Genomic DNA, 22,044 nt, shown 5'->3' on the forward strand with positions numbered 1-22,044 from the left:
CCGGTGTACTCGGCCGAACTCGTCACCGACGCCCAGGAGTTCGCCGAACTCGCCCCGGCCTGGGGCCGGTTGTACCAGAAGTGCGGCGCGGCGACCCCGTTCCAGTCCCACGCCTGGCTGCACTCCTGGTGGCTGTCGTACGGCCGAACGGGTCGTTTGCGCCTGCTCGTTGTCCGCGACGGCCGCGAACTCGTCGCCGCCGCACCCCTGATGCTCGTACGACGCCCGGTGCCCGCACTGGTCCCGCTCGGCGGCGCGATCTCCGACTACGGGGACGTCCTGCTGGACGACGACCACGGCGACCCGGCCGTCGCCGCGCTCACCGAGGGCCTCGCGGCCGCCGCCCGCACCGCGCTCATCGACTTTCGCGAGGTGCGCCCCGGCGGCGCGGTCGAGCGCGTCTACGACCGCTGGCGCGGCCCGCGCCGCCGCGTCCACGACTCGCTGTGCCTGGAACTGCCGGCCGTACCGATGGACGAACTGGTCGCCCGTCTCCCCTCCTCCAAGGCCCAACGCGTCCGCGCCAAGCTCCGCAAGCTGACGGCACTCGGCGTCGAGCGTCACGTCGTACAGCCGGACGGGGTGGACTCGGCGCTACGGCGACTGCTGGAACTGCACCAACTCCAGTGGCAGGGACGGAAGGTGACGTCCGAGCACCTCCAGACCCGGTTCTGCGAGCACCTGGTGCGCTCGGTCGGGCCGATGGTGCGCTCCGGGGACGCCGTGGTCACCGAGTTCCGGCTCGACGAGGACGTGGTCGCCGTAGATCTGACGCTGTTGTCGCGGCGGCTCGCGGGCGGTTATCTCTACGGCGCGCATCCGCGGCTGCGGGAGCGGAAGGCGGATGTGGCGGTGATGCTGCTCGACGCGTGTGCCGAGCACACCGGCGCCGACGAGCCGCGCACGCTCAGCCTGTTGCGCGGGGACGAGCCGTACAAGCATCACTGGCGGCCCGAACCGGTCGTCAACCAGCGGCTGTTGCTGGCCCGGCGTCGTACGGCGCCGCTGATGTCGGCGGTCGTCTGCGATGTCGCCGCGCGCCGGCGGGGCAAGGTGCTCCTGCGGAAGTGGAGGGAACGCGGTGGCGACGGACCGTGAGCGGCCCGCCGCCACCTCTGGTTCAGCGGTCGCGCTGCCACCAGTCGAACTTCACACACAGCTTCCCGCCGAGCCAGTACTCCACCCAGTCGCCCAGCTCGACCGGCGAGCAGTTGGCCGGGTGCGTCGGGGTGGGCGGTGTCGTGGGCGTGACCGGCTTGGTCGGCACCGGGGTCGTGGGTGTCACGGGTGTCGTGGGTGCGGTCGGGGTCGGAGTCGGGTCCTCGGTGCGGCCGAACAGGACCGAGCGGTAGACCTTGGACGACTTCGGGTTCTGGGAGCACTGCCACACACCGTGCGGGCAGTAGTCGGTGACCGTGTTGTACAGCGGCTTGTGCTCGTCCATCCAGGCGAGCATGCGCTTCATGTACTCCGCGTTGTCGCCGTTACGGAAGAGTCCCCATTCAGGATAGGAAATGGGCTTGCCGTGGGATTTGGCGAAGTCCACATGTGCCTGAAGTCCGTAGGGCTCTTTCACCTGCTCGTCGAACGTCAGCCCGGAAGGCTGGTCGTACGAATCCATTCCGACGATGTCGACCGTGTCGTCGCCCGGATAACACTGCGTCCAGGGAACGGCGTCCCGGCCGCGGCTCGGATCGAAGTCGAACCGGAATTTCTGGCCCGGCACCGAGCGCATCGTGGTGACGATCCTGTTCCAGTACTTCTTCCAGGCCTCCGGGTCCGGCCCGCAGCGAGAGGTGTACGTGGTGCCGTTCATCTCCCAGCCGAGCACGATCACCGTGTCCGGCACCTTCAGGTCGACCAGCCGCTCGGCGAGGGCCTTGAAGTGCTGATCGAACTGACCGGCCGCGCCCTGCTGGAGCAGCCGCCGCACCTGCCAGTCGGACACGCCGTCCTCGTTGTGCTCCTGCATCGGCACGTTGAGGACGAGCATCCGGTCGGACTTCTCGGTACGCCAGTCCGCCCACACGTCGAGGAGACCGGGGGCACCCTCGATGTCGTTCCAGTGATTGCCCGGCAGGTAGGTGTGGCCGACGCGCAGTTCGGCCCCGCCCAGCCAGCTGCTCAGCGCGGCCATGCGGGCCACCCCCGTAGCCCCGGAGTCGAGGAAGGCGCCGAAGGCCGGGCTCGCGGGTGCGGTGGGAGTGGGTGCGGTGGTCGGGGATGCGGTGGTCGTGGGTGCGGTGGTCGTGGGTGTGGTGGTCGTGGGTGTGGTGGTCACGGGAGCAGGCGGATCGATGACCCGCGTCACCCCCGCCGCGAACCCGGGGCCCGACGCGAAAGCCGCCGACGCGGCGACCGTAGCCGCGATGAAGGCCAGCCGGGCGGTGCGGGACCGTCGCTGCTGTGGGGCCATGTCTGCTCCTCTCTCCACTGTCGTACTCCGTGCCGACTTCGCTTTTCCTGCTACTGACACTCAGTCATATGAATATGAATTACGCCACCGCCGTTACGGCTTCCGAGTTCCTCCATCGCCCGCACGGGTGAACCGAACCGAAGGAAACAGTCCGTGTCGCTGCTCGACATCCGTGTCCCCGCAGTTCTTTTGCGGATCGACCGGAATCCCTTTCACCACGGAACGCTGGGGGCCGTGCGTTCGCTGGGCCGGGCGGGAGTGGAGGTGCATGTGGTCGCCGATTCCGCCGGAAGTCCCGTACGCAGCTCCCGCTTTGTCTGCCAGATGCATCCCCCGCCGCCGCCCGGCGCGTCTCCCGGCGAGATCGCCGGCACGCTCCGCCGGGTCGCGGCGCGGATCGCGCGTCCCGCCGTACTGATCCCGATGGACGACGCGAGTGCCGTCGCGGTCGGCCGGCTGGCCGACGAACTCGCGCCCTCCTATCTGCTGCCGCAGCAGCCCGGCGCGCTGCCCGGACGGGTCGCGGACAAGGCCGAACTGGCCGCCGTGTGCGCGGGTGCCGACATCCCGCACCCGGTGACGCTGATCCCGGAGAACCCGGCGCAGGCCGCGAGCGCGGCGTGGCAACTGGGGCTGCCGGTGGTCGCGAAGTGGAGCCGGCCCTGGCTGGTGCCGGCCGGGACCGGGCTGCGCAGCACGGTGGTGGTGCACAGCGCGCAGGAGGCGCGCGAGTTGTTCCTGCGCGCCGAGGAGGCGGGCAGCCGGCTGCTGTTGCAGGCGTTCCTGCCGTCCGGGCCCGACCGCGACTGGTTCTTCCACGGGTACGCCGACCGGTCCGGTGCCGTACGCGGCGGCGGCCCCGGCCGCAAGCAACGCGCCTGGCCGCGCGGCGCGGGGCTGACGGCGGTGGGCCGCTGGACGCCCAACCCGCAGGTGCAGGCGCTCGCCGAGCGTCTCACCGCCTCGCTCGGCTACCGCGGCATCCTCGACCTGGACTTCCGTCGCTGCGGCTCGACCGGCCGCTATCACCTGCTCGACTTCAACCCGCGGCCCGGCGCCCAGTTCCGGCTCTTCGCCGACTCAGCGGGCCTGGACGTCGTCCGCGCCCTGCACCTGGACCTGACCCACCGTCCGCTGCCGGACGGATCGCCGCGGCCGGGACGGGTGTTCGTGGTGGAGAACTACGCGCCGCTGAGCGCGCTGCGCCCGGCGCTCGGCGGACGCGAGCTGGCCTGGCACGCGCCGGACGACCCTGGGCCGGGCCGCGCGATGTGGGGGCTGTGGGGCCGGCATGTGCTGCGCAAGGTGCGCGAGCGGCTGGTCGGGGCGGCCCCGGCGCCGAGCACCGCGGAGGCACGGGTGGTGCGGCAGGCAGGCGAGAGTCGCCCCGACAAGCCCGCAGAACCAGCTGAGTTGAGCAAGTCGACCGAGTTGAGCGATGACGAGAAAGCGAGCAGCTGCTGATGTACGACCTGCTGGTGGTGGGCGCGGGCCCGTACGGCCTGTCCATCGCGTCCCACGCCGCGGCCGCGGGGCTGAACCTGCGCGTCTTCGGCCGGCCGATGGCGTCCTGGCGCGACCACATGCCCCGGGGCATGTTCCTCAAGTCGGAGCCCTGGGCCTCCAACTTGTCGGACCCTGAAGGCCGTTGGCCGCTGGACGTGTACTGCGCGGGCCAGGGCGTGGAGGCCCGGCATGGGGAGCCGATCCCGGTCGAGATGTTCGCCTCGTACGGCCTGTGGTTCGCGCGGAACGCCGTGCCCGAGGTGGACGAGCGGACGGTCGAGCGGATCGCGCCGGTGCCCGGCGGCTTCGAGGCGGTGACCGACGACGGCACGGTGCTGCACGCCCGTACCGTCGCGCTCGCGGTCGGTGTCATGCCGTTCGTCGAAATCCCGACCGCGCTACGGGGGTTGGGCCGGTCCCTCGTCTCGCACAGCAGCCACCACAGCGCGCTGGACGACTTCCGCGGCAAGGACGTCACGGTGATCGGCGGCGGCCAGGCAGCGCTGGAAACGGCGGCCCTGCTCGCCGAACAGGGCACGCGGGTAAGGGTGTTGGCACGCGCCGACGAACTGTCCTGGAACGACGTGCCGCCCGCGTGGGAGCGCCCGTGGTGGCAGTCGGCCCGCTCCCCGCACAGCGGCCTGGGCTGCGGCTGGCGCAACTGGTTCTACTCCGAGCGCCCCGGCCTCTTCCACCGCCTCCCGGAGTCGACCCGGGCCAGGATCGCGGCCAACGCCCTTGGTCCGGCGGGTGCTTGGTGGGTACGGGACCGGGTCGAACCGGCGGTGGAGGTGCTCCTCGGCCACGAGGTCGCGGCGGCCGACGTGATCCCGGGCGGGGTCCGCCTGGAGACGGTGAGCCGGGCAGGCGGTACGCGGACCCTGGACACCGAACACGTCATCGCGGCAACGGGGTTCAAGGCCACGACCGGCCGACTCGGGCTGCTCTCCAGCGAGTTGAGGGGCTCCCTGACCGCGGTCACCGACGGCTCCCCGGAAATCGGCCGGGACTTCGAGTCCTCGCACCCCGGTCTCTTCATGGCGGGCCTGGTGACGGCCTCGGGCTTCGGCCCGGCGATGCGCTTCGTGCACGGCGCCACGTACACGGCGGGCGCGCTGGTGCGGGGAGTCGAGCGCCGACTGCGCTCGGAGCCGCGCGGCGGCATGATCCCGGCACCGGGCCGACGGAGCACGCCGGCCTTCGTACAGCGCTGACGGCGCGGGTGTGCCGGGCGGTGACGTCCGGCACCCCGTGCGTCTTACCTACGGGACGCGGCTCGGCCTCGTCGGTAGAGGATCGTGCCACCCGCGATCAGTGCGGCACTGACACCGGACGTGGCCAGCATGGCCTCACTTCCGGTGTGCGCCAGAACGGGCGGCGGGGTGTGCTCCCCACCGTTGGGCGGAGGCGTGTGATGCCCGCCTGTGGGGGGAGGCGGGGTGTGGTTGCCGCCGCTGGGGGGAGGCGGCGTGTGATGCCCACCGGTGGGAGGCGGCGGGGTGTGGTTGCCGCCGGTCGGGGGCGGCGGGGTGTGGTGCCCGCCCGTAGGAGGCGGCGGGGTGTGGTGCCCGCCCGTAGGAGGCGGCGGGGTGTGGTGTCCACCCGTGGGCGGAGGCGGGGTGTGATGAGGGGGCGGGGTGTGGGGTGGCGGCGGGGTGTGATGGGGCGGCGTGTGCGGAGGAGGCGGCGTGTGGTGGTGCCCGCCCGTGGGCGGCGGCGTCTCCTCGCAGTCCGGGGTGCCGTAGCCCGAGTGATCTCCGTGCCCGTAGCCCGAGTGGTCACCGTGGCCGTAACCCGTGTGGTCCCCGTGCCCGTAGCCCGAGTGGTCACCGTGGCCGTAGCCCGTGTGGTCTCCGTGCCCGTAGCCCGAGTGGTCACCGTGGCCGTAGCCCGTGTGGTCTCCGTGCCCGTAACCCGACTCACCGCCGGAGCCGTAGCCCGAGTCGTCTCCATAGCCGGAGCCGTGGTCGTGGCCGTAGCCGCCGTAACCGGAATCGTCGTCGGAGTCCCCGTACGACGGCTCGGTCCACCGGTGGTGGTCGCCGTGCCGGTGCTCGTCCTTGCCGCCGGCACAGGAGTTGCCGAACGTCGGGTTGAACCCGGACACCCCGTCGGCGGTGTTGCCGCAGGCGTTGACCGGTGCGTCGATCGGGACGTCGATGCTGTTGCCGGACAGGACGCCCGGCGAATCCTTGGCAGCGCCGCCGGTGTACGAATCGGCCAGGGCGGGGCTGCCGCACAGGGACAGAATGCTCGTCGCGGCGGCCGCCGCGACCATTCCCTTACCCAGGGTCTGTCGCAATCTCTTTGTCTTCCTGCTTGAAGTGGGAAAAGCCGGCCTTGGAAACCTGTCCAAGGCCGGCCATGACACAGCCGGAACGGCTGGTGCGTTACGTCGTCGTCAGTCGTTGACGCACGTGTTGCCGAACGCCGGGTTCAGCAGGCCGATCACGTCGATCGAGTTGCCGCACACGTTGACGGGGATGTGCACGGGAACCTGGACCACGTTGCCCGAGAGGACACCCGGCGAACCGACGGCCGCACCCTCGGCACCCGCGTCGGCGAAGGCCGGGGCGGCCATACCGAGGGCCATGATCGCACCAGCGACAACAGCAGCGCTCTTCTTCATGAACGTTCCCTTCTCTGCGGTCATGCCCACCATGACCTGCAGCCTGTAAAACGAGGGATAGACGCAGGAAGAAACTCAAGAACGCGTGTCACCTGACAATTCACTCGATCGTCCGCACCGAATTGACGGGATGGACGCAGCCGAGCAGAAACGCTTCTCTTCAAGGGAAGACAGCTTTATTCAGCGGTCCGGGCGACCCGCACGGAAAATCCGGCGGGCCGCCCGGGTCACTCTCAGGCGTACGGTCGGTCAGCTGCCGATGGCGCCGTTGCCCGACAGCACCGGGATGTTGTCGGCGAGGTGCGACAGCGGCTCGTCGCCCTTGGCCTGGGTGGAGTTCTCGGTGCACTGCTGGTTCTGCGGGGCCGAGAGGATCGGCACGTCCTGGAGGACGGTGACCGGCACCAGCAGGCCCACGATCGAGGCCGCGTTGACCTTGGCCGGCAGACCGACACAGAGCTTGTTCAGGTCGCCCTGGGCGAGCCCGAGCTGGGGGCTCATGTCGCCGACCGTCTTGGCGTTGCCATAGGCCTGCTCGGCACCGTTCCCGTTGACCGTGGTGACGCCGTTGTCGTTGCCGATGGCCAGCGCCTGCGGGGCGGCCGTCGCCGATACGCCGACGACGGAAGCCGCGACAGCCGTCGCAGCCATTGCCTTCTTGAGCATTTCTGCGGTCCTTTCCTGGCAGAGACACAATTCCTGCTCCCCCATCAACAGAGGTCGGCCGGATTGGTTGCGTGGCTTCACCCGGTTGGATTCATCTGGGCCATTGGAGTGAATCGGAGCAACCATGCGGCCCGGCACCAGTTGTTCAGGTCGCTCCGGTGGACGGGGTTACTCCAGAAGGGACCACGCAAGTGATCAAGAAGGTTATGGCTGCTGCGGCTGTCGCCGCTTCCGTCGTCGGAGCCTCGGCTGCCGTCGCCGCCCCGGCGATGGCGATCGGTAACGACAACGGCGTCACCACGACGAACGGCAACGGCGCCGAGCAGGTCTACGGCAACCAGGCCACGTACGGCAACATGAGCCCCCAGATGGCGCTCATCCAGGGTTCGCTGAACAAGCCCTGCATCGGCCTGCCGGCCAAGGCGAACCTGGCCTCGCTGGTCGGCGTCGTGCCGGTCACCGTCCTGCAGGACGTGCCGATCCTCTCCGCGCCGCAGAACCAGCAGTGCACCGAGAACTCCACCCAGGCCAAGGGCGACGAGCCGCTGTCGCACATCCTGGACAACATCCCGGTCCTGTCGGGCAACGGCTCCGCGGGCAGCTGACCTCGCGGACGTGCACAGCGGGCCGTCGATCTCTCGGCGGCCCGTTGGTTTACCTCGCCGGGACGCGCGGACGGCGGCCGAGGAGTTCGGGAAGCTGCGCGCGGCCCGTCCGCTGGTCCCCCGCGGACAGCAGCCCCTGCCGAGCGACCCGCCGCGGATCACCCGCCGCGTCCCCTCGCGAGGAAGCCAACTTGCTTACACGCGAGCCGACTTATTGCTCCATTCAGGGCAAAGGCCGCAACCAAACCAGTCATCACTCAGTTGATCATCGCGCGGCTCCGCAACGGGAGTCCGTCCTCCGAAAGGGTTTGAACATGAAGAAGCTGTGGGCGACCGCGGCTGTTGCCGCCTCCCTCGCCGGTGCCACCGCCGCTGTCGCCACCCCGGCGATGGCGATCGGCAACGACGACGGCGTCACCACCACCCAGGGCAACGGCGCCGTGCAGAAGTACGGCAACCAGGAGACCAAGGGCGACATGAGCCCCCAGCTCTCCCTCGTCCAGGGCACCCTGAACAAGCCTTGTGTCGGCCTGCCGGTCAAGGCGAACCTCGCCTCGATCGTCGGCGTCGTGCCGGTCACCGTCCTGCAGGACGTGCCGATCCTCTCGGCCCCGCAGAACCAGCAGTGCACCGAGAACTCCACCCAGGCCAAGGGCGACGAGCCGCTGTCGCACATCCTGGACAACATCCCGGTCCTGTCGGGCAACGGCGCCGTGGGCAGCTGACCTCAGCACCACGCACCACAAGAGCGGGCCGCCGAGCACTTCGGCGGCCCGCTTTGTTACGCCTGTTTCGGCTTCGCGTACAGGGCCTCGATGTCCTCCGCGTAGGCCGCCGTCACCACGTGCCGTTTGAGTTTCAGGGACGGGGTGAGGAGGCCGTTGTCCTCGGTGAACTCGCCCTCGACCAGGGCGAAGGCGCGGATGGACTCGGCGCGGGAGACGGCCTCGTTGGCGTGGTCGACGGCCTTCTGTACGTCGGCGCGCAGGCGTGGGTCCTCGACCAGGTCGGCGAGCGGGGTGTCGGCCGGGAGTCTGCGGACCGCGAGCCAGTGGGCGAGGGCCTCGGGGTCGAGGGTGATCAGGGCGGCGACGAAGGGGCGGTTGTCGCCGACGACCAGGCACTGGCCGACCGGGGCACGGCTGCGCAGGCGGTCCTCCAGGACGGCCGGGGAGACGTTCTTGCCGCCGTTGGTGACGAGGATGTCCTTCTTGCGGCCGGTGATGGTGAGATAGCCGTCCTCGTCGAGCGCGCCCAGGTCGCCGGTCGCGAACCAGTCGTCCCGCAGTACGGCGTCGGTGGCCGCCGGGTTGTTCCAGTACGCGCCGAAGACCACCCCGCCCTTGACGAGCACCTCGCCGTCGTCGGCGATGCGGATGCTGGTGCCGGGCACCGGGAGGCCGACCGTGCCGGGGCGGGGCCGCAGGGGCGGGACGACGGTGGCGGCGGCTGTGGTCTCGGTGAGGCCGTAGCCCTCGTAGACGATGATCCCCGCGGCGGAGAAAAAGAGGTTGAGGTCGCGGTCGAGCGGGGAGCCGCCGCTGATCGCGTACCGCAGGCGGCCGCCTAGTTCCTTGCGGATACGGCGGTACACCAGCAGGTCGTAGAGGGCCCAGGCGGCGTAGAGGGCGGGGCCTGGGCCCTTGCCGGTGCCGAGGAACTTGTTCAGGTAGGCCTCGCCGAAGCGGACGGCGACGCGGTCGGCGCGGTCGAAGGAGGCGGCGCGGCCCATCTTCTCGGCGGTCGCGCGGCCGGCGTCGTGGATCTTCTCGAAGAGGTACGGCACGCCGACCAGGAACGTGGGCCTGAACTCCTTCAGTGCCGGGCGGAGTTCGTCGGGCTTGATGCTCGGGCAGTGGCCGGTCTCGATGCGGGCCATCAGGCAGGCGATCTGGAGGGTGCGGCCCATGATGTGCGCGAGCGGGAGGAACAGGAGCGTCGAGGCGACCTGGCCGGTGACCTCCGTGAAGAGGGGGTGCAGCAGCTCGACCAGGTTGGCGGCCTCGGCGTGCAGGTTCGCGTGGGTGAGGACGCAGCCCTTGGGGCGTCCGGTGGTGCCGGAGGTGTAGCAGATCGTCGCGATCGTGTCGGGGGTGAGGGAGGCGCGGCGTTTGGTGATCTCCTCGTCGGGCAACTCCGCGCCCAGCGCGGCGAGTTCGGCCATGGCTCCGGCGTCCAGCTGCCAGACGCGCGGGGGTTGGGGGTGGCGGGCCGTGCCGGTGGTGACCGTGTCGGTGTTCTCGGTGGTCTCCGTGATGACGAAGCGGGTGCCCGAGTCCCGGACGATCCACTCCACTTGGTCCGCCGACGAGGTGGCGTAGATCGGTACCGTCTGGCCGCCGGCCGCCCAGATCGCGAAGTCGAGGACCGTCCACTCGTAGCGGGTACGGGACATGATCGCGACCCGGCCACCCGGTTCGAGGCCTGCGGCTGTCAACCCCTTTGCGGTGGCGGTGACTTCGTGGGCGAAGGCGGTCGCGGTGACGGGGTGCCAGGTGCCGTTCCGTTCGCGGCGGAGGACCACGGTGTCGGGGGCCTCCGCCGCGTTGGTGAACGGGAGGTCGGCGGTGCTGCCGGTCGTCGGGCGCGCGGCGAGGGGCAGGGTGCCCGCCTCCCGTACGACGCCCCGCTCGTCCCGGGTGAGTTGGACCCGGGTGCGGGCCGCCAGGTCGGTGCGTTGCCGCGCCCGCTTCAAGTCCTTGCGTACGCCCATGACGACTCCCGGTCGACGGTGACTGGGACGTCAACCTACTCGCAAGTAGGAGAAGGTCAATGGGGTCTGTGCGGTTCCGGTGGGTTCAGTTGGTTCGGCGCGCCTCGTCGATCGCCTCTGCGAGTTGTCGTACATCCGTGTCTTCCGTTTCCTTCGCCAACGCGTGGGCGCGGGCGGCGAGTTGGCCGAGGCCTGGGTTGCCGGGCAGGGTGCCCGCGCTGTCCTCGGGTGAGCGGAGGGTGTCGGCGAAGTAGGCGGCCACGGCGGTGACTTGGAAGGTGGTCGGGGCACTGCTCAGGGAGTCGTGCAGGGCGTCGGTCTCCAGTTCGCCCGAATTCTCGTGCGGGGCGCGGGTGTCGGGGTCGAGCCAGCGGACGCTCGCGGTGGCGAGGTGGCCGTCGGCGCCGGGCCTGGTGCGGACGGCGTAGAGGGCGGTCACGGTGTGGCCGGGGCCGATCTCGCCGCCGTCGACGTTGTCGTCGCGGAAGTCGTCGTCGGCGACCTTGCGGTCCTCGTAGCCGATGAGGCGGAACTGGGCGACCGTCTCGGGGTCGAAGGCGACCTGGGCCTTGGCGTCGCGGGCGGTGAGGTCGATGTTCTGCGGGAGCTGGTCGACGAAGACCTTGCGGGCGTCGGCGTCGTCCGAGACGTACGCGGTGTGGCCGTCGCCCTTGTCGGCGAGTTTCTCCATCAGGGCGTCGCCGTAGTCGCTGCCGACGCCGACGCCGAAGAGGGTGATGCCGTGGTCGCGGCGTTCGTCCGCGATGCGGTCGAGGATCGAATCGGCGCTGGTGTCACCGGTGTTGGCGAGGCCGTCGGAGATGAGGACGACGCGGTTGGTGGCGCCCTTGCGCAGGCCCTCGGTGGCGGTGGCGTAGCCGGTCTCGACGCCCGCGCCGAGGTTGGTGGAGGACTGGGTCTCCAACTCGTCGATGGCGTCGTGGACTTGGCCGCGGTGGCCGTCGAGGCGGGTCATCGGGAGGACGGTCTCGGCCTCGTCGCTGAAGGTGACGAGCGCGACCGAGTCGTCGTCGCGGAGTCGGTCCGTCATCTCGTCGAGGGACTTCTTGGCGAGGTCCAGACGGCCCGTCTCGCTCATCGAGCCGGAGACGTCGATCACGAACGTCAGGGCGGCGGGCGGGCGTTCGTCGGCGGAGTCGGCGGTGCGGGTGGCGAGGCCGACGCGGACGAGGGACCAGGTGGAGCTGTCGGTGCGGGCGCCGTCGACGGTGACCGTGAAGCCGTTGCCGTCGGGGCGGTCGTAGTCCTGGCGGAAGCTGTTGACGAACTCCTCGGGGCGGATCGTCGACGGGTCGGGGAGCCGGCCGTCGGCGAGGACGCGGCGGGCGTAGCCGTAGGAGGCGGTGTCCACGTCGAGGGCGAAGGTGGAGAGGTAGTCGGGGGACGGGGCGACCTTGTCGGCTGGGGTGCCGGTCTGCTCACCGTCCTGTTCGCTGCTGTTGTCACCGCCGGTGGCGACGGGCGGGGCCGGGGCCGGGAAGCCGGTGCGGTTCGCCGCGTTCGAGCTGCTGGAGTTGTTGCTGCCGCCTGCGCCGCAGCCCGTGAGCAGCAGGCCGCTCGCGGCGGTGAGGGCGAGCAGGGAGGCGCGCAGTCGCCGGGGACGGTGGTGCGCGTGCTCCTGCCTCGGTCGTGTTCGGTGCGTCTGGTGGGTCTTCATCTCCCGTGCCCCCTCGGTCCGTTGACGTCGGCTTCTTGCGACTGTGACGGCGGAGGGGGCGGGAATGTGCGCTACGGGGAGTTGCGGAAGCGTCTCGAAGAGGTCGCGATCATGGCCCGTCGAGACCGGTGGGAGATCCTCCGGTGACCTAGGACACGATGTCCTTGCGGGCGAAACCCCGGAAGGCCAGGGCGAACAGCACGATGGCGTACGTAACGGAGACCGCCGTGCCCTGGATCATGCCGGACCACTCGGGATGGGGCTGTACGGCGTCCGCCCACGCGAACTGCCAGTGCGCGGGCAGGAAGTCACGCCAGTGGCCGAGGGCCGTGACGGCGTCCAGGACATTGCCGACGATGGTCAGGCCGACCGCGCCGCCGACCGCGCCCAGGGGTGCGTCGGTCTTCGTCGAGAGCCAGAACGCGAGCCCTGCGGTGACCAGTTGGGACACGAAGATGAACGCCACGACGACCAGCAGGCGTTGGGCCGCCGTGCCCGCGCCGATCGCGCCGCCGGTGGGCAGCTCCAGGGGGCCCCAGCCGTAGGCGGCGGTGCCGACGGCGAGGGCGACGAGCGGGAGCAGGATCATCGCGGCGAGGCTGAGGCTCAGCCCGACGACCAGCTTGGACCACAGGAGGCGGGCCCTCGGCACGGGTGCCGCGAGCAGATAGCGCAGGGAGGACCAGCTGGCCTCCGAGGCGACCGTGTCCCCGCAGAACAGGGCGACCGGGACGACCAGCAGGAAGCCCGCCGACACGAACAGGTTCACCGCGGCGAAGTTGGCGCCGGACGAGGTGGCCGTGTCCATCAGTGTGAGCTGGGAGCCGCGGTCGCCCGGGGTGCCGCCTATCGCGAAGGCGGCGACCAGGATGAAGGGCAGCGCGGCGAGGATGCCGCCCATGACCAGCGTGCGGCGCCGCTTCAACTGCCGGACCAGCTCCACCCGTAGGGGCAGGGTGCGGCCGGCCCGGTAGCCGGAGGCCACCTCGACGGGCTCGGCGAGCGTGCTCATGCGGAACCTCCGATCAGGGTGAGGAAGGCGTCTTCTAGTCGGCGGTGGGGGCCGAGGGAGGAGACCGGGACCTCCAGGCGGACCAGCTCTACGAGGAGGCGGGCGGCGGTGAGTGTTTCAGTGCCGTCGGTTTCGCGGGTGGCGGTTGCGAGGGTGCCTGAGTGTGCGGCGACTTGTAGTTGTTCATCTACTGCGCCGTCGTGGCTGGGCGCGCCGTTCCCCGCGCCCCTTTGGGGCGCTGCCGTCAGGCGTACCAGGAGGGCGCCCTCTGTTCGTGTTGCCGACTCGACCCCGGGCAGGGCCACCACTTTCTCCACCAAGGGGTCGGGGATGTCCGCCGCGAGGCCGACCAGGAGGGTGTCTCCGGAGCCGACGATCTCGGCGACCGGGCCCGCCTGGACGAGGCGGCCGCGGTCCATGACCACGAGGTGGGTGCAGGACTGTTCGACCTCGGCGAGGAGGTGGCTGGAGACGATGACCGTGCGGCCTGCTTCCGCGTAGCGGATCATCACCTCGCGCATCTCGCGGATCTGGGGCGGGTCGAGGCCGTTGGTCGGTTCGTCCAGGATGAGGAGGTCGGGGAGGCCGAGCATGGCCTGGGCGATGGCGAGGCGCTGGCGCATGCCCTGGGAGTAGGTGCGGACCGCGCGGGCGAGCGCGTCGCCGAGACCCGCGATCTCCAGGGCCTCCTCCAAGTGGGCGTCCTGGGGCGGGCGTCCGGTCGCCTGCCAGTACAGCTCCAGGTTCTCGCGGCCGGTGAGGTGCGGGAGGAAGCCCGCGCCCTCGACGAAGGCGCCCACCCGGGACAGCACCGGTGCGCCCGGGCGGATCGCGTGCCCGAAGACCCTGATCTCGCCGGCGTCCGGCTTGATCAGGCCCATCAGCATGCGCAGGGTGGTCGTCTTGCCCGCGCCGTTCGGGCCCAGGAGGCCGAGCACCTGGCCCTTCTCGACACGGAAGGACAGGTCCCGTACCGCGTACCGGTCCGCCGACTTCGCGTACCGCTTGCTCAAGTCGGTGATCTGGAGCGGGACTTCGGACAGTTCGGGGGCGGGGGGTGTCGACGTCGTACGCCTGCGTCCGGTCAGGAGCAGTGCCAGCGCGATCGCCGCGCCCGCGAGCGGGAGCCACCACACCCAGGACGGCAGGGTCGCCGCGGCGGTGGTGACGCCGGGAGCCGTCGGTACCTTGAGGTCGCTCTTCAGGGTGACGGTGTACGTCGCCGGGGCCGCCGGGGAGGCGTAGCCGAGGTCCGTCGAGGCGAGGACCAGGCGCAGGCGGTGGCCGCTCTGGACGTCGTAGTCGATGGCCGGGAGGGTGATCGTGACGTCCTTGCCGGACTTGGTGCCGTCGACCCTGAGGGGGGTCACCAGCTGGGAGGGGAGCACCTGTTGGGTGCCGCCCGGGCCTACGTCGTAGACCTTGCCGAAGAGGACGGTGTCGTCGCTGGTCGACTTGACGTGGACGGTGACCGTGGGCGAGCCGGTGATGCGGAGGCCGGTAGTGAGGGGGGCTGAGTCGAACGCCGCGTACTGGCCGGGGAAGTCGAGGGACACCCCGATGCCCAGGGAGGACAGTTGCGAGAGGCCGCCGGTGCTGCCGAGGCCCGGCAGGGCCGAGATCGCGGGTGGGCTGGCGCCGGCCGGGTTGGCGAAGGACTGCTCGCGGCGGCCGGTCAGGGCGATCGTGCGCGGGTCGCTCTCCAGGCCCGGGTAGGCGCTGCCGCTCGCGCCGCGCAGCAGGGCCGCGCCGTCCGTGGAGTCGACGCCTCCGGTGCGGGTGACGCGGAACGCGGGGCCGGTGTCGGTGTTCTTGTCGTCCTTCAGGTACCGGTCGAACCAGGACGTCACGCGTGCCTGCACGCGGCTCGTCTCCATGTCGCCGCCGTCATGGCCGCCCGCGATCCAGTCGACGTCCACGGGGGCGCCGTTCGCGCGGATCGCCTTCTCGGCGGCGTCGGCCTGGCCGAGCGGGAAGAGGGAGTCCGTCTGGCCCTGGAGCAGGAGTGTCGGCACGTTGATGTGCGTCGCCACGGCCGAGGGTGAACGGGCTTCCAGGAGTGCGCGGGCCTGGGCGTCCGGCTTTCCGGACTCGGCGACCCTGTCGTACATCTGGCACAGCGCGGGCTCGAACTTGGCGCAGCCCCCGCCGGAGTTGATGAAGATGCCGGCCCAGAGCTTCTTGAAGACGCCGTTCGGGAAGAGGGCGTCCGCGAGGTTCCAGTACGTGATCGCCGGGGCGATCGCGTCGACCCGGTCGTCGTAGCCGGCGGCCAGGAGGGAGATCGCGCCTCCGTAGGAACCGCCTGCCATGCCCACGCGCGGGTCGCCCGGCTTGTCGAGCTGGACGTCCGGTTGCTTCGCCAGCCAGTCGATCAGCTTCGATACGTCCTTGACCTCGCCGGACGGGTCGTTCAGGCCGATCTTGCCGGTCGACTTGCCGAAGCCTCGGGCGGACCAGCTGAGTACCGCGTAGCCGTCACGGGCGAGGTCTTGGGCTTCTTTTCGTACGTCTTCTTTGTTGCCGCCGAAGCCGTGCGCCAGGAGGACGGCTGGGCGGCGGCTTGATCCGCCCGTTGTGAAGTACGAGGTGTCCAGGGTGACGCCGTCGATCGCCATCATCCGGTCCGACTGGTGGACCGGAGGTGTGGTGTCCGAGGCTGCGGCCGTCCAGGTGCCGGCGGCGGCGAGCACGACGACGGCTGCGGTGGCTGCTAGCCAGCGCCGGGGGGGTCGTAGTCGTCGTAGGCCTTGCAGCCCGGGCAGTCGAAGATCCATGCGTTCAACGGTACGGGGCGTCTCTGACAGTTGGGGCAGACCCTGGGGTGAACCGGGGGTTAGGTGTGTACCGCGCTTGGTGTACGGCCAATAGCTCGGGTGGTGCTGTTTGCTGCCGGGTGCGGGTGCGTTGGGGCTGAGCGCGCAGTTCCCCGCGCCCCTAGAGGACTTGCCCCTTCGGGGCTTCGTCCTCCTCGGGGAGTGAGATCAGCCAGCGCGTCTCCCTGCGCGGGCGCAAGTACAGGGCCCAGTAGAGAGTGGCCGCCGTCACTATGCCGCCCGTCCACAGCAAGTACGTCGTCTCCTGCTGGGTGAGGATGTAGGCCAGGACTGCGATCAAGAGGATCGGCATGGCGGGCCATAGCGGCATGCGCCACGCGTGCGTGTGGCGGTGGGATCCGCGTCGGGAGAGTAGGGCGGCTGCCGCGACCAGGAGGTACATGCCGGTCACCGAGACGCCTGTCACGCCGTAGAGGGTGTCCAGGTTGACGAAGCAGAGGATCGCGCCGGGGATGCCTACCGCGAGCGTGGCCACCCAAGGGGAGCCGAAGCGGCCGAGTTTGGAGAAGAGAGTGTTGACCGGGTCGGGCCAGGCCTTGTCGCGGGCCGAGGCGAAGAGGACCCGGGAGTTCTGGATGACCATGACGATGCCGGCGTTGATGATCGCGAGGGCGACGCAGAGGCTGACGAAGGTGCCCACCGCGGAGTTGGACCAGGCTGTCACCATCGTGCTGATGTCTCCGCCGGTCAGGGTCGAGAGGTCGTTCGCGCCCATCGTGATCGCCACCACCGGGACCAGGATGATCACCGTCGAGATCGCGAGGGTGGCCAGGACTGTGCGGGCCACGTTGCGGCGCGGGTTCTCCAGTTCCTCGGAGAGGTAGACCGCCGTCGAGAAGCCCTGCGTGACGAAGAGGGCTATCGCCAGGCCCGAGACCACCAGCATCGCCGTCACCGTGTCCGTGTGGCCGCCCGCGCCCGCTACCTGCATCGAGGTCAGGCTGCCCAGGCCTCGTTGGCTGTGCGTGAAGCCGAGCAGGGCTACGACTCCCGCCGCTATGACCTCCAGGACCAGGAAGATGCCCGTGATCCACGCGTTGGCGCGCAGGTCCAACAGGCCCGCCAGGGTGGCCAGGATCATCACTCCGGCGCCGGTCATGGACGGGTTCAGGTGGGCGATCGGGGCCAGGTAGTCCGCCGTGCCCATCGCTATCACCGGCGGGACGATCATCACGACCAGGAGCGAGAGGACGAAGACCAGCCAGCCCGCCAAGCGGCCCGCCAGCGTCGACACCATCGCGTACTCGCCGCCCGCGCTGGGGATGAGGGTGCCCAGCTCCGAGTAGCAGAACGCCACGGCGATGCAGAGGACGGAGCCGATCGCGATCGTGAGGGCGGTCGCGGTGCCGAGCGAGCCGAACAGGTCGGGGACGACCACGAAGAGCGTGGAGGCCGGTGTCACACAGGAGAGCGTGAGGAGCGTGCCGCCGACGATGCCGATGGAACGCTTCAGCTGCTGCGGACGCCGGCTCTGGGAGCTGTCCGACGTCGCCTCGGAAACGGCGGCCTCGGCAGTGGGGAGGGTGTCGGTCACGCGCTGATGGAACATTGACGGAAACCATCACGTCAATGGGTGTTCACCTACGGAATTCGTTGATCCAGAGCGGCTGGAGTGGCCTATTCGACACTCGGACGCAGTACCGGTCCCGGTTCGGCTCGGTACGGGAACCGCAGCCGTCGTAGCCGAAAAAATGAGGCCGTCCGCGATACGGACGGCCCCACTCGGTGCTGCTCGGTGTTGATCAGTGGTTGCGCGGGAAGCCCAGGTCCACGCCCGACGGGCCGTCCGCCGGGTCGGGCCAGCGGGTGGTGACGACCTTGCCGCGGGTGTAGAAGTGCGTGCCGTCGTTGCCGTAGATGTGGTGGTCCCCGAAGAGGGAGTCCTTCCAGCCGCCGAACGAGTGGTAGCCCACCGGGACCGGGATCGGGACGTTGACGCCCACCATGCCGGCCTCGATCTCCAGCTGGAAGCGGCGGGCAGCGCCGCCGTCGCGGGTGAAGATCGCGGTGCCGTTGCCGAAGGGGGAGCTGTTGATCAGCGCCACGCCCTCGTCGTACGTGTCGACGCGCAGGACGCACAGCACCGGGCCGAAGATCTCGTCCTGGTACGCCTTCGCCGTCGTCGGCACCTTGTCGAGGAGCGAGATGCCGATCCAGTGACCGTCCTCGAAGCCCTCGACCGTGTAGCCGGTGCCGTCGAGGACGACCTCCGCGCCTTCGGCCGCCGCGCCGGTGACGTAGGACGCCACCTTGTCGCGGTGGACCGCGGTGATCAGCGGGCCCATCTCGCTCGTGGGGTCGTTGCCGGGGCCGATCTTGATCTTCTCGGCGCGCTCGCGGATCTTCTCGACCAGCTCGTCGCCGATCGAACCGACCGCTACGACGGCCGAGATGGCCATGCAGCGCTCGCCGGCCGAGCCGTAGGCCGCGCTCACGGCCGCGTCCGCCGCCGCGTCGAGGTCGGCGTCCGGGAGGACCAGCATGTGGTTCTTGGCGCCGCCCAGGGCCTGGACGCGCTTGTGGTTCGCGGAGGCGGTGGTGTGGATGTAGCGGGCGATCGGCGTCGAGCCCACGAAGGACACCGCCTTGACGTCCGGGTGCTCCAGGAGGCGGTCCACGGCCACCTTGTCGCCGTTGACGACGTTGAAGACGCCGTCGGGGAGGCCTGCCTCCGCGAGCAGTTCGGCGATCTTCAGGGACGCCGACGGGTCCTTCTCGGACGGCTTGAGGACGAAGGTGTTGCCGGTCGCGATGGCGATCGGGAACATCCACATCGGCACCATGGCCGGGAAGTTGAACGGCGTGATGCCCGCGACCACGCCCAGCGGCTGGCGGATCGAGGAGACGTCGACGCGGCTGGCGACCTCGGTCGACAGCTCGCCCTTCAGCTGCACGGTGATCCCGCACGCCAGGTCGACGATCTCCAGGCCGCGCGCGACCTCGCCCAGCGCGTCGCTGTGCACCTTGCCGTGCTCGGCCGTGATCAGCTCGGCGATCGCGTCCCGGTTGGCGTCCAGCAGCGCGCGGAACTTGAACAGGATCGTGGTGCGCTTGGCGAGGGACGAGGTGCCCCAGGTCGCGTAGGCGTCCTTGGCGGCGGCGACGGCCGCGTCGACCTCGTCGACGGTCGCGAAGGCGACCTTGGTGGTGACCGCGCCGGTCGCCGGGTCGGTGACCGGCCCGTACGTGCCCGACGCGCCTTCGACGGTCTTGCCGCCGATCCAGTGGTTGACGATCTTCGTCATGACCGAGAACTCCTTCACAGATGGCGGCGTCGAGTGGAGACGTGCCGTTCGTACAGCTCACGTGCCTTGACCGCGGACGATCGGGTCGCGGTCGCGGCCACAGGTACATCCCACCAGGCCTGCGCGGGAGGCGCGCCCGACACTGTGTCTGCGGTTTCGGTCTCCACGTAGACACATGTGGGAGTGTCGGCCGCCCGCGCCACGGCGAGTGCCTCGCGCAGGTCGCTGACGGTCTTCGCGCGCAGTACGCGCATGCCGAGGCTGGCCGCGTTGGCGGCGAGGTCGACGGGCAGCGGGGGGCCGGTGTAGGTGCCGTCGTCCGCCTGGTGGCGGTAGGCGGTGCCGAAGCGCTCACCGCCCACCGACTCCGACAGGCCGCCTATCGAGGCGTACCCGTGGTTCTGTATCAGCAGGACCTTGATCGCGATGCCTTCTTGTACGGCGGTCACGATCTCCGTCGGCATCATCAGATACGTGCCGTCGCCGACCAGCGCCCACACCGGCCGGTCCGGCGCGGCCAGCTTCACGCCGATCGCCGCCGGGATCTCGTAGCCCATGCAGGAGTAGCCGTACTCCAGGTGGTACTGGTCGAACGACCGCGTCCGCCACAGCTTGTGCAGATCGCCGGGGAGCGAACCGGCCGCGTTGACGATGATGTCCGACGCGTCGACGATCTCGTCCAGCGCGCCCAGCACTTGGGGCTGTGTGGGGCGTATGTCGGGTTCCTCCGCCTCGTAGCAGGCGTCGACGCGCTGCTCCCAACGCTCCTTGTCCTCGCGGTACTCGGCGATGTACGACGCGGTGACCCGGTACTCGTCGGGGCCCAACTCCTCGGCCAGCGCGGTGAGTCCTCTCCTGGCGTCCGCGATCAACGGCTGTCCGGCGAGCTTGTGGCCGTCGTAGGCACCGATGTTGAGGTTGAGGAAGCGGACGCCGGGACGTTCGAAGAGGGTGTGGGAGCCGGTGGTGAAGTCGGTGTAGCGGGTGCCGACGCCGATCACCAGGTCGGCGAGGCGGGCGAGTTCGTCGGCGGTCGCGGTGCCGGTGTGGCCGATGCCGCCGACGTCCTGGGGGTGGTCGTGGTTCAGGGAACCCTTGCCGGCCTGGGTGGAGGCGACGGGGATTCCGGTGGCCGACGCGAAATCCGCGAGGACGGACTCCGCGCGGCTGTGGTGGACTCCGCCGCCCGCGATGATCAAGGGGCGCTTGGCCGCGCGAACTGCCCTTACGGCGTCGGCGAGTTCGGCCGGGTCGGCGGCCGGTCGCCGTACGTACCAGGTGCGTTCGGCGAAGAACTCGTCCGGCCAGTCGTATGCCTCGGCCTGAACGTCCTGCGGGAGAGCGAGAGTTACGGCTCCGGTCTCGACGGGGTCGGCCAGTACGCGCATGGCTTGCAGCGCCGCCGGGATCAGCGCCTCGGGGCGGGTGATGCGGTCGAAGTACTTCGACACCGGGCGCAGACAGTCGTTGACCGACACATCGCCCGCGTACGGGACTTCGAGCTGCTGGAGCACCGGGTCGGCGACGCGGGTGGCGAAGGTGTCGCCGGGGAGGAGCAGGACCGGGAGGTGGTTGATGGTGGCGAGTGCGGCGCCGGTGACGAGGTTGGTGGCGCCGGGGCCGATGGACGTCGTAACGGCGTGTGCGGACAGGCGATTCGACTGACGCGCGTAGCCGACTGCCGCGTGCACCATGGACTGTTCGTTGCGGCCCTGGTGGTACGGCATGTCGTCGGCGTACTCGATGAGGGCCTGGCCGAGGCCGGCCACGTTGCCGTGGCCGAAGATGCCCCAGGTCGCGTCGATCAACCGCCGCCGTGCGCCGTCGCGTTCGGTGTACTGGACGGACAGGAACCGTACGAGTGCCTGTGCGGCCGTCAGCCTCGTCGTCGAGGTCATCGGTAACCACCTGTGCTTTCAACGTGGTCCGGGTGGAAGCAGATCCGCCACTCCCTCGTTCCACCCGGCCCCGCCATGACGTTCAGGTAGTACATGTCGTGACCCGGCTGGGCGATCGACGGGCCGTGCCAGCCATCGGGCACGAGCACGGCGTCGCCGGAGCGGACCTCCGCGAGGACGTCGGATCCGCCCTCACGGGAGGGGAATACGCGCTGATAGCCGAAACCGTTCGGGCCGTCGATCTCGAAGTAGTAGATCTCCTCCAACTCGGCTTCCTCGCCCGGCCGTTGTTCATCGTGCTTGTGGGGCGGATACGAGGACCAGTTGCCGCCGGGCGTGACGACCTCGACCGCGATCAGCTTGTCGCAGGCGAAGGCGTCGGCCGAGGCGAAGTTGCGGACGCGGCGCAGGCAGGTGCCGTCGCCGCGTCGTTCCACCGGAACCTCCGGCGCGGGGCCGTAGCGAGCGGGGAGTCGTCGCTCGCACTTCGCTCCTGCCAGGGCGAAGCGGCCTCCCGCGCCGGAGGCGATCTTGGCCTGGGCGTCTCGGGGCACGTACGCGAAGTCGGTGACTCCGGCGAACACGCTTTCCCTGCCCAGGAGTTGGAACTCTTCGTCCGCAATTCGCACGGTACATCCACCGCTGAGCGGAAGCACGACCCACTCGCTGTCACCGGTGGTGAAGTGGTGGGTCCCGCCCGGCTCCAGCTCGACGATCCGCAGACTGCTGTGGGTCCAGCCGGCCCGCTTGGGGTCGATGTCCACGGCGTACTGCGCGTTGGCGGCGGAGCCCTTGGGGACGTACAGCTCGGGGACGTACGGCTCGGCGGTCGTCATAAC

The 22,044-nt window shown here is 70.1% G+C and carries 17 protein-coding genes; 5 read left to right on the forward strand and 12 right to left on the reverse strand.

Annotated elements, in window-relative coordinates:
- The first annotated feature begins 3 nt into the window (after positions 1-3).
- On the forward strand, positions 4-1,098 hold the full coding sequence (locus ACGFY9_RS20100) for a GNAT family N-acetyltransferase (protein WP_393755789.1): 1,095 nt from the start codon (positions 4-6) through the stop codon (positions 1,096-1,098).
- Between the two features lie 22 nt (positions 1,099-1,120).
- On the opposite strand, the gene ACGFY9_RS20105 is transcribed toward ACGFY9_RS20100, so the two are convergent.
- Positions 1,121-2,416 carry a glycoside hydrolase family 26 protein gene (locus ACGFY9_RS20105; protein ID WP_393755790.1) on the reverse strand — a complete coding sequence of 432 codons (1,296 nt, stop codon included), beginning with the start codon at positions 2,414-2,416 and terminating at the stop codon, positions 1,121-1,123.
- Positions 2,417-2,569: 153 nt separating this feature from the next.
- On the opposite strand from ACGFY9_RS20105, the gene ACGFY9_RS20110 reads away from it, so the two are divergent.
- Positions 2,570-3,880 carry an ATP-grasp domain-containing protein gene (locus tag ACGFY9_RS20110; protein ID WP_393755791.1) on the forward strand — a complete coding sequence of 437 codons (1,311 nt, stop codon included), beginning with the start codon at positions 2,570-2,572 and terminating at the stop codon, positions 3,878-3,880.
- Positions 3,880-5,136 (forward strand): NAD(P)-binding domain-containing protein, encoded by a 1,257-nt coding sequence (locus tag ACGFY9_RS20115; RefSeq protein ID WP_393755792.1) that lies wholly within the window; start codon positions 3,880-3,882, stop codon positions 5,134-5,136. Before ACGFY9_RS20110 ends, ACGFY9_RS20115 begins: the two co-directional genes overlap by 1 nt.
- Positions 5,137-5,180: 44 nt before the next feature.
- Here ACGFY9_RS20115 and ACGFY9_RS20120 read toward each other — a convergent pair whose 3' ends face one another.
- From ACGFY9_RS20120 to ACGFY9_RS20130, 3 genes are all read right to left on the reverse strand, one after another.
- A complete protein-coding gene (locus tag ACGFY9_RS20120; protein WP_393755793.1) occupies positions 5,181-6,224 on the reverse strand; it encodes a chaplin family protein in 1,044 nt (347 codons plus the stop codon).
- A 99-nt stretch (positions 6,225-6,323) separates the two neighbouring features.
- Entirely contained in the window at positions 6,324-6,551 is a 228-nt protein-coding gene (gene chpD, locus ACGFY9_RS20125; protein ID WP_033284615.1) for a chaplin ChpD, read from the reverse strand.
- Positions 6,552-6,800: 249 nt separating this feature from the next.
- A complete protein-coding gene (locus ACGFY9_RS20130) occupies positions 6,801-7,217 on the reverse strand; it encodes a rodlin (protein ID WP_393755794.1) in 417 nt (138 codons plus the stop codon).
- 191 nt (positions 7,218-7,408) lie between these two features.
- Here ACGFY9_RS20130 and ACGFY9_RS20135 point away from each other — a divergent pair, with 191 nt between their 5' ends.
- Complete coding sequence (locus ACGFY9_RS20135; RefSeq protein ID WP_393755795.1) at positions 7,409-7,822, forward strand: rodlin; 414 nt, start codon at positions 7,409-7,411, stop codon at positions 7,820-7,822.
- Between the two features lie 314 nt (positions 7,823-8,136).
- Positions 8,137-8,547, forward strand: coding sequence for a rodlin (locus ACGFY9_RS20140; protein WP_200711930.1), 411 nt, complete (start codon positions 8,137-8,139; stop codon positions 8,545-8,547).
- Positions 8,548-8,603: 56 nt separating this feature from the next.
- On the opposite strand, the gene ACGFY9_RS20145 is transcribed toward ACGFY9_RS20140, so the two are convergent.
- The 8 genes from ACGFY9_RS20145 to iolB form a co-directional block, all read right to left on the reverse strand.
- Positions 8,604-10,535 (reverse strand): AMP-dependent synthetase/ligase, encoded by a 1,932-nt coding sequence (locus ACGFY9_RS20145; RefSeq protein ID WP_393755797.1) that lies wholly within the window; start codon positions 10,533-10,535, stop codon positions 8,604-8,606.
- Between the two features lie 85 nt (positions 10,536-10,620).
- Positions 10,621-12,213 (reverse strand): von Willebrand factor type A domain-containing protein, encoded by a 1,593-nt coding sequence (locus ACGFY9_RS20150; RefSeq protein ID WP_393755799.1) that lies wholly within the window; start codon positions 12,211-12,213, stop codon positions 10,621-10,623.
- Positions 12,214-12,361: 148 nt separating this feature from the next.
- Complete coding sequence (locus ACGFY9_RS20155; protein WP_328683247.1) at positions 12,362-13,225, reverse strand: ABC transporter permease; 864 nt, start codon at positions 13,223-13,225, stop codon at positions 12,362-12,364.
- The gene (locus tag ACGFY9_RS20160; RefSeq protein ID WP_393755801.1) at positions 13,222-16,002 is read right to left on the reverse strand and encodes an alpha/beta fold hydrolase; all 2,781 of its coding nucleotides are present in this window, start codon (positions 16,000-16,002) and stop codon (positions 13,222-13,224) included. Before ACGFY9_RS20160 ends, ACGFY9_RS20155 begins: the two co-directional genes overlap by 4 nt.
- 160 nt (positions 16,003-16,162) lie before the next feature.
- Positions 16,163-17,596: an APC family permease gene (locus ACGFY9_RS20165; protein ID WP_393755803.1), complete on the reverse strand. Its 1,434-nt coding sequence runs from the start codon at positions 17,594-17,596 to the stop codon at positions 16,163-16,165.
- A 208-nt stretch (positions 17,597-17,804) separates the two neighbouring features.
- Positions 17,805-19,307: a CoA-acylating methylmalonate-semialdehyde dehydrogenase gene (mmsA, locus tag ACGFY9_RS20170; RefSeq protein ID WP_393755805.1), complete on the reverse strand. Its 1,503-nt coding sequence runs from the start codon at positions 19,305-19,307 to the stop codon at positions 17,805-17,807.
- Between the two features lie 14 nt (positions 19,308-19,321).
- On the reverse strand, positions 19,322-21,205 hold the full coding sequence (gene iolD / locus ACGFY9_RS20175; RefSeq protein WP_393755807.1) for a 3D-(3,5/4)-trihydroxycyclohexane-1,2-dione acylhydrolase (decyclizing): 1,884 nt from the start codon (positions 21,203-21,205) through the stop codon (positions 19,322-19,324).
- A complete protein-coding gene (iolB, locus tag ACGFY9_RS20180; protein WP_393755809.1) occupies positions 21,202-22,041 on the reverse strand; it encodes a 5-deoxy-glucuronate isomerase in 840 nt (279 codons plus the stop codon). The genes iolD and iolB overlap by 4 nt, the downstream gene beginning before the upstream one ends.
- Positions 22,042-22,044 lie beyond the last annotated feature (3 nt).

Origin of the sequence: Streptomyces sp. NPDC048504 (assembly GCF_043200035.1) — a bacterium.
GTDB lineage: Bacteria > Actinomycetota > Actinomycetes > Streptomycetales > Streptomycetaceae > Streptomyces.

What these genes read in the sequence shown, in the direction of transcription:
- ACGFY9_RS20105 (WP_393755790.1), bottom strand. Translation starts at nt 2,416, where the DNA reads ATGGCCCCACAGCAGCGACGGTCCCGCACCGCCCGGCTGGCCTTCATC.
- ACGFY9_RS20115 (WP_393755792.1), top strand. Translation starts at nt 3,880, where the DNA reads ATGTACGACCTGCTGGTGGTGGGCGCGGGCCCGTACGGCCTGTCCATC.
- chpD (WP_033284615.1), bottom strand. Translation starts at nt 6,551, where the DNA reads ATGAAGAAGAGCGCTGCTGTTGTCGCTGGTGCGATCATGGCCCTCGGT.
- ACGFY9_RS20130 (WP_393755794.1), bottom strand. Translation starts at nt 7,217, where the DNA reads ATGCTCAAGAAGGCAATGGCTGCGACGGCTGTCGCGGCTTCCGTCGTC.
- ACGFY9_RS20140 (WP_200711930.1), top strand. Translation starts at nt 8,137, where the DNA reads ATGAAGAAGCTGTGGGCGACCGCGGCTGTTGCCGCCTCCCTCGCCGGT.
- ACGFY9_RS20145 (WP_393755797.1), bottom strand. Translation starts at nt 10,535, where the DNA reads ATGGGCGTACGCAAGGACTTGAAGCGGGCGCGGCAACGCACCGACCTG.
- ACGFY9_RS20150 (WP_393755799.1), bottom strand. Translation starts at nt 12,213, where the DNA reads ATGAAGACCCACCAGACGCACCGAACACGACCGAGGCAGGAGCACGCG.
- ACGFY9_RS20155 (WP_328683247.1), bottom strand. Translation starts at nt 13,225, where the DNA reads ATGAGCACGCTCGCCGAGCCCGTCGAGGTGGCCTCCGGCTACCGGGCC.
- ACGFY9_RS20160 (WP_393755801.1), bottom strand. Translation starts at nt 16,002, where the DNA reads ATGGATCTTCGACTGCCCGGGCTGCAAGGCCTACGACGACTACGACCC.
- mmsA (WP_393755805.1), bottom strand. Translation starts at nt 19,307, where the DNA reads ATGACGAAGATCGTCAACCACTGGATCGGCGGCAAGACCGTCGAAGGC.
- iolD (WP_393755807.1), bottom strand. Translation starts at nt 21,205, where the DNA reads ATGACCTCGACGACGAGGCTGACGGCCGCACAGGCACTCGTACGGTTC.
- iolB (WP_393755809.1), bottom strand. Translation starts at nt 22,041, where the DNA reads ATGACGACCGCCGAGCCGTACGTCCCCGAGCTGTACGTCCCCAAGGGC.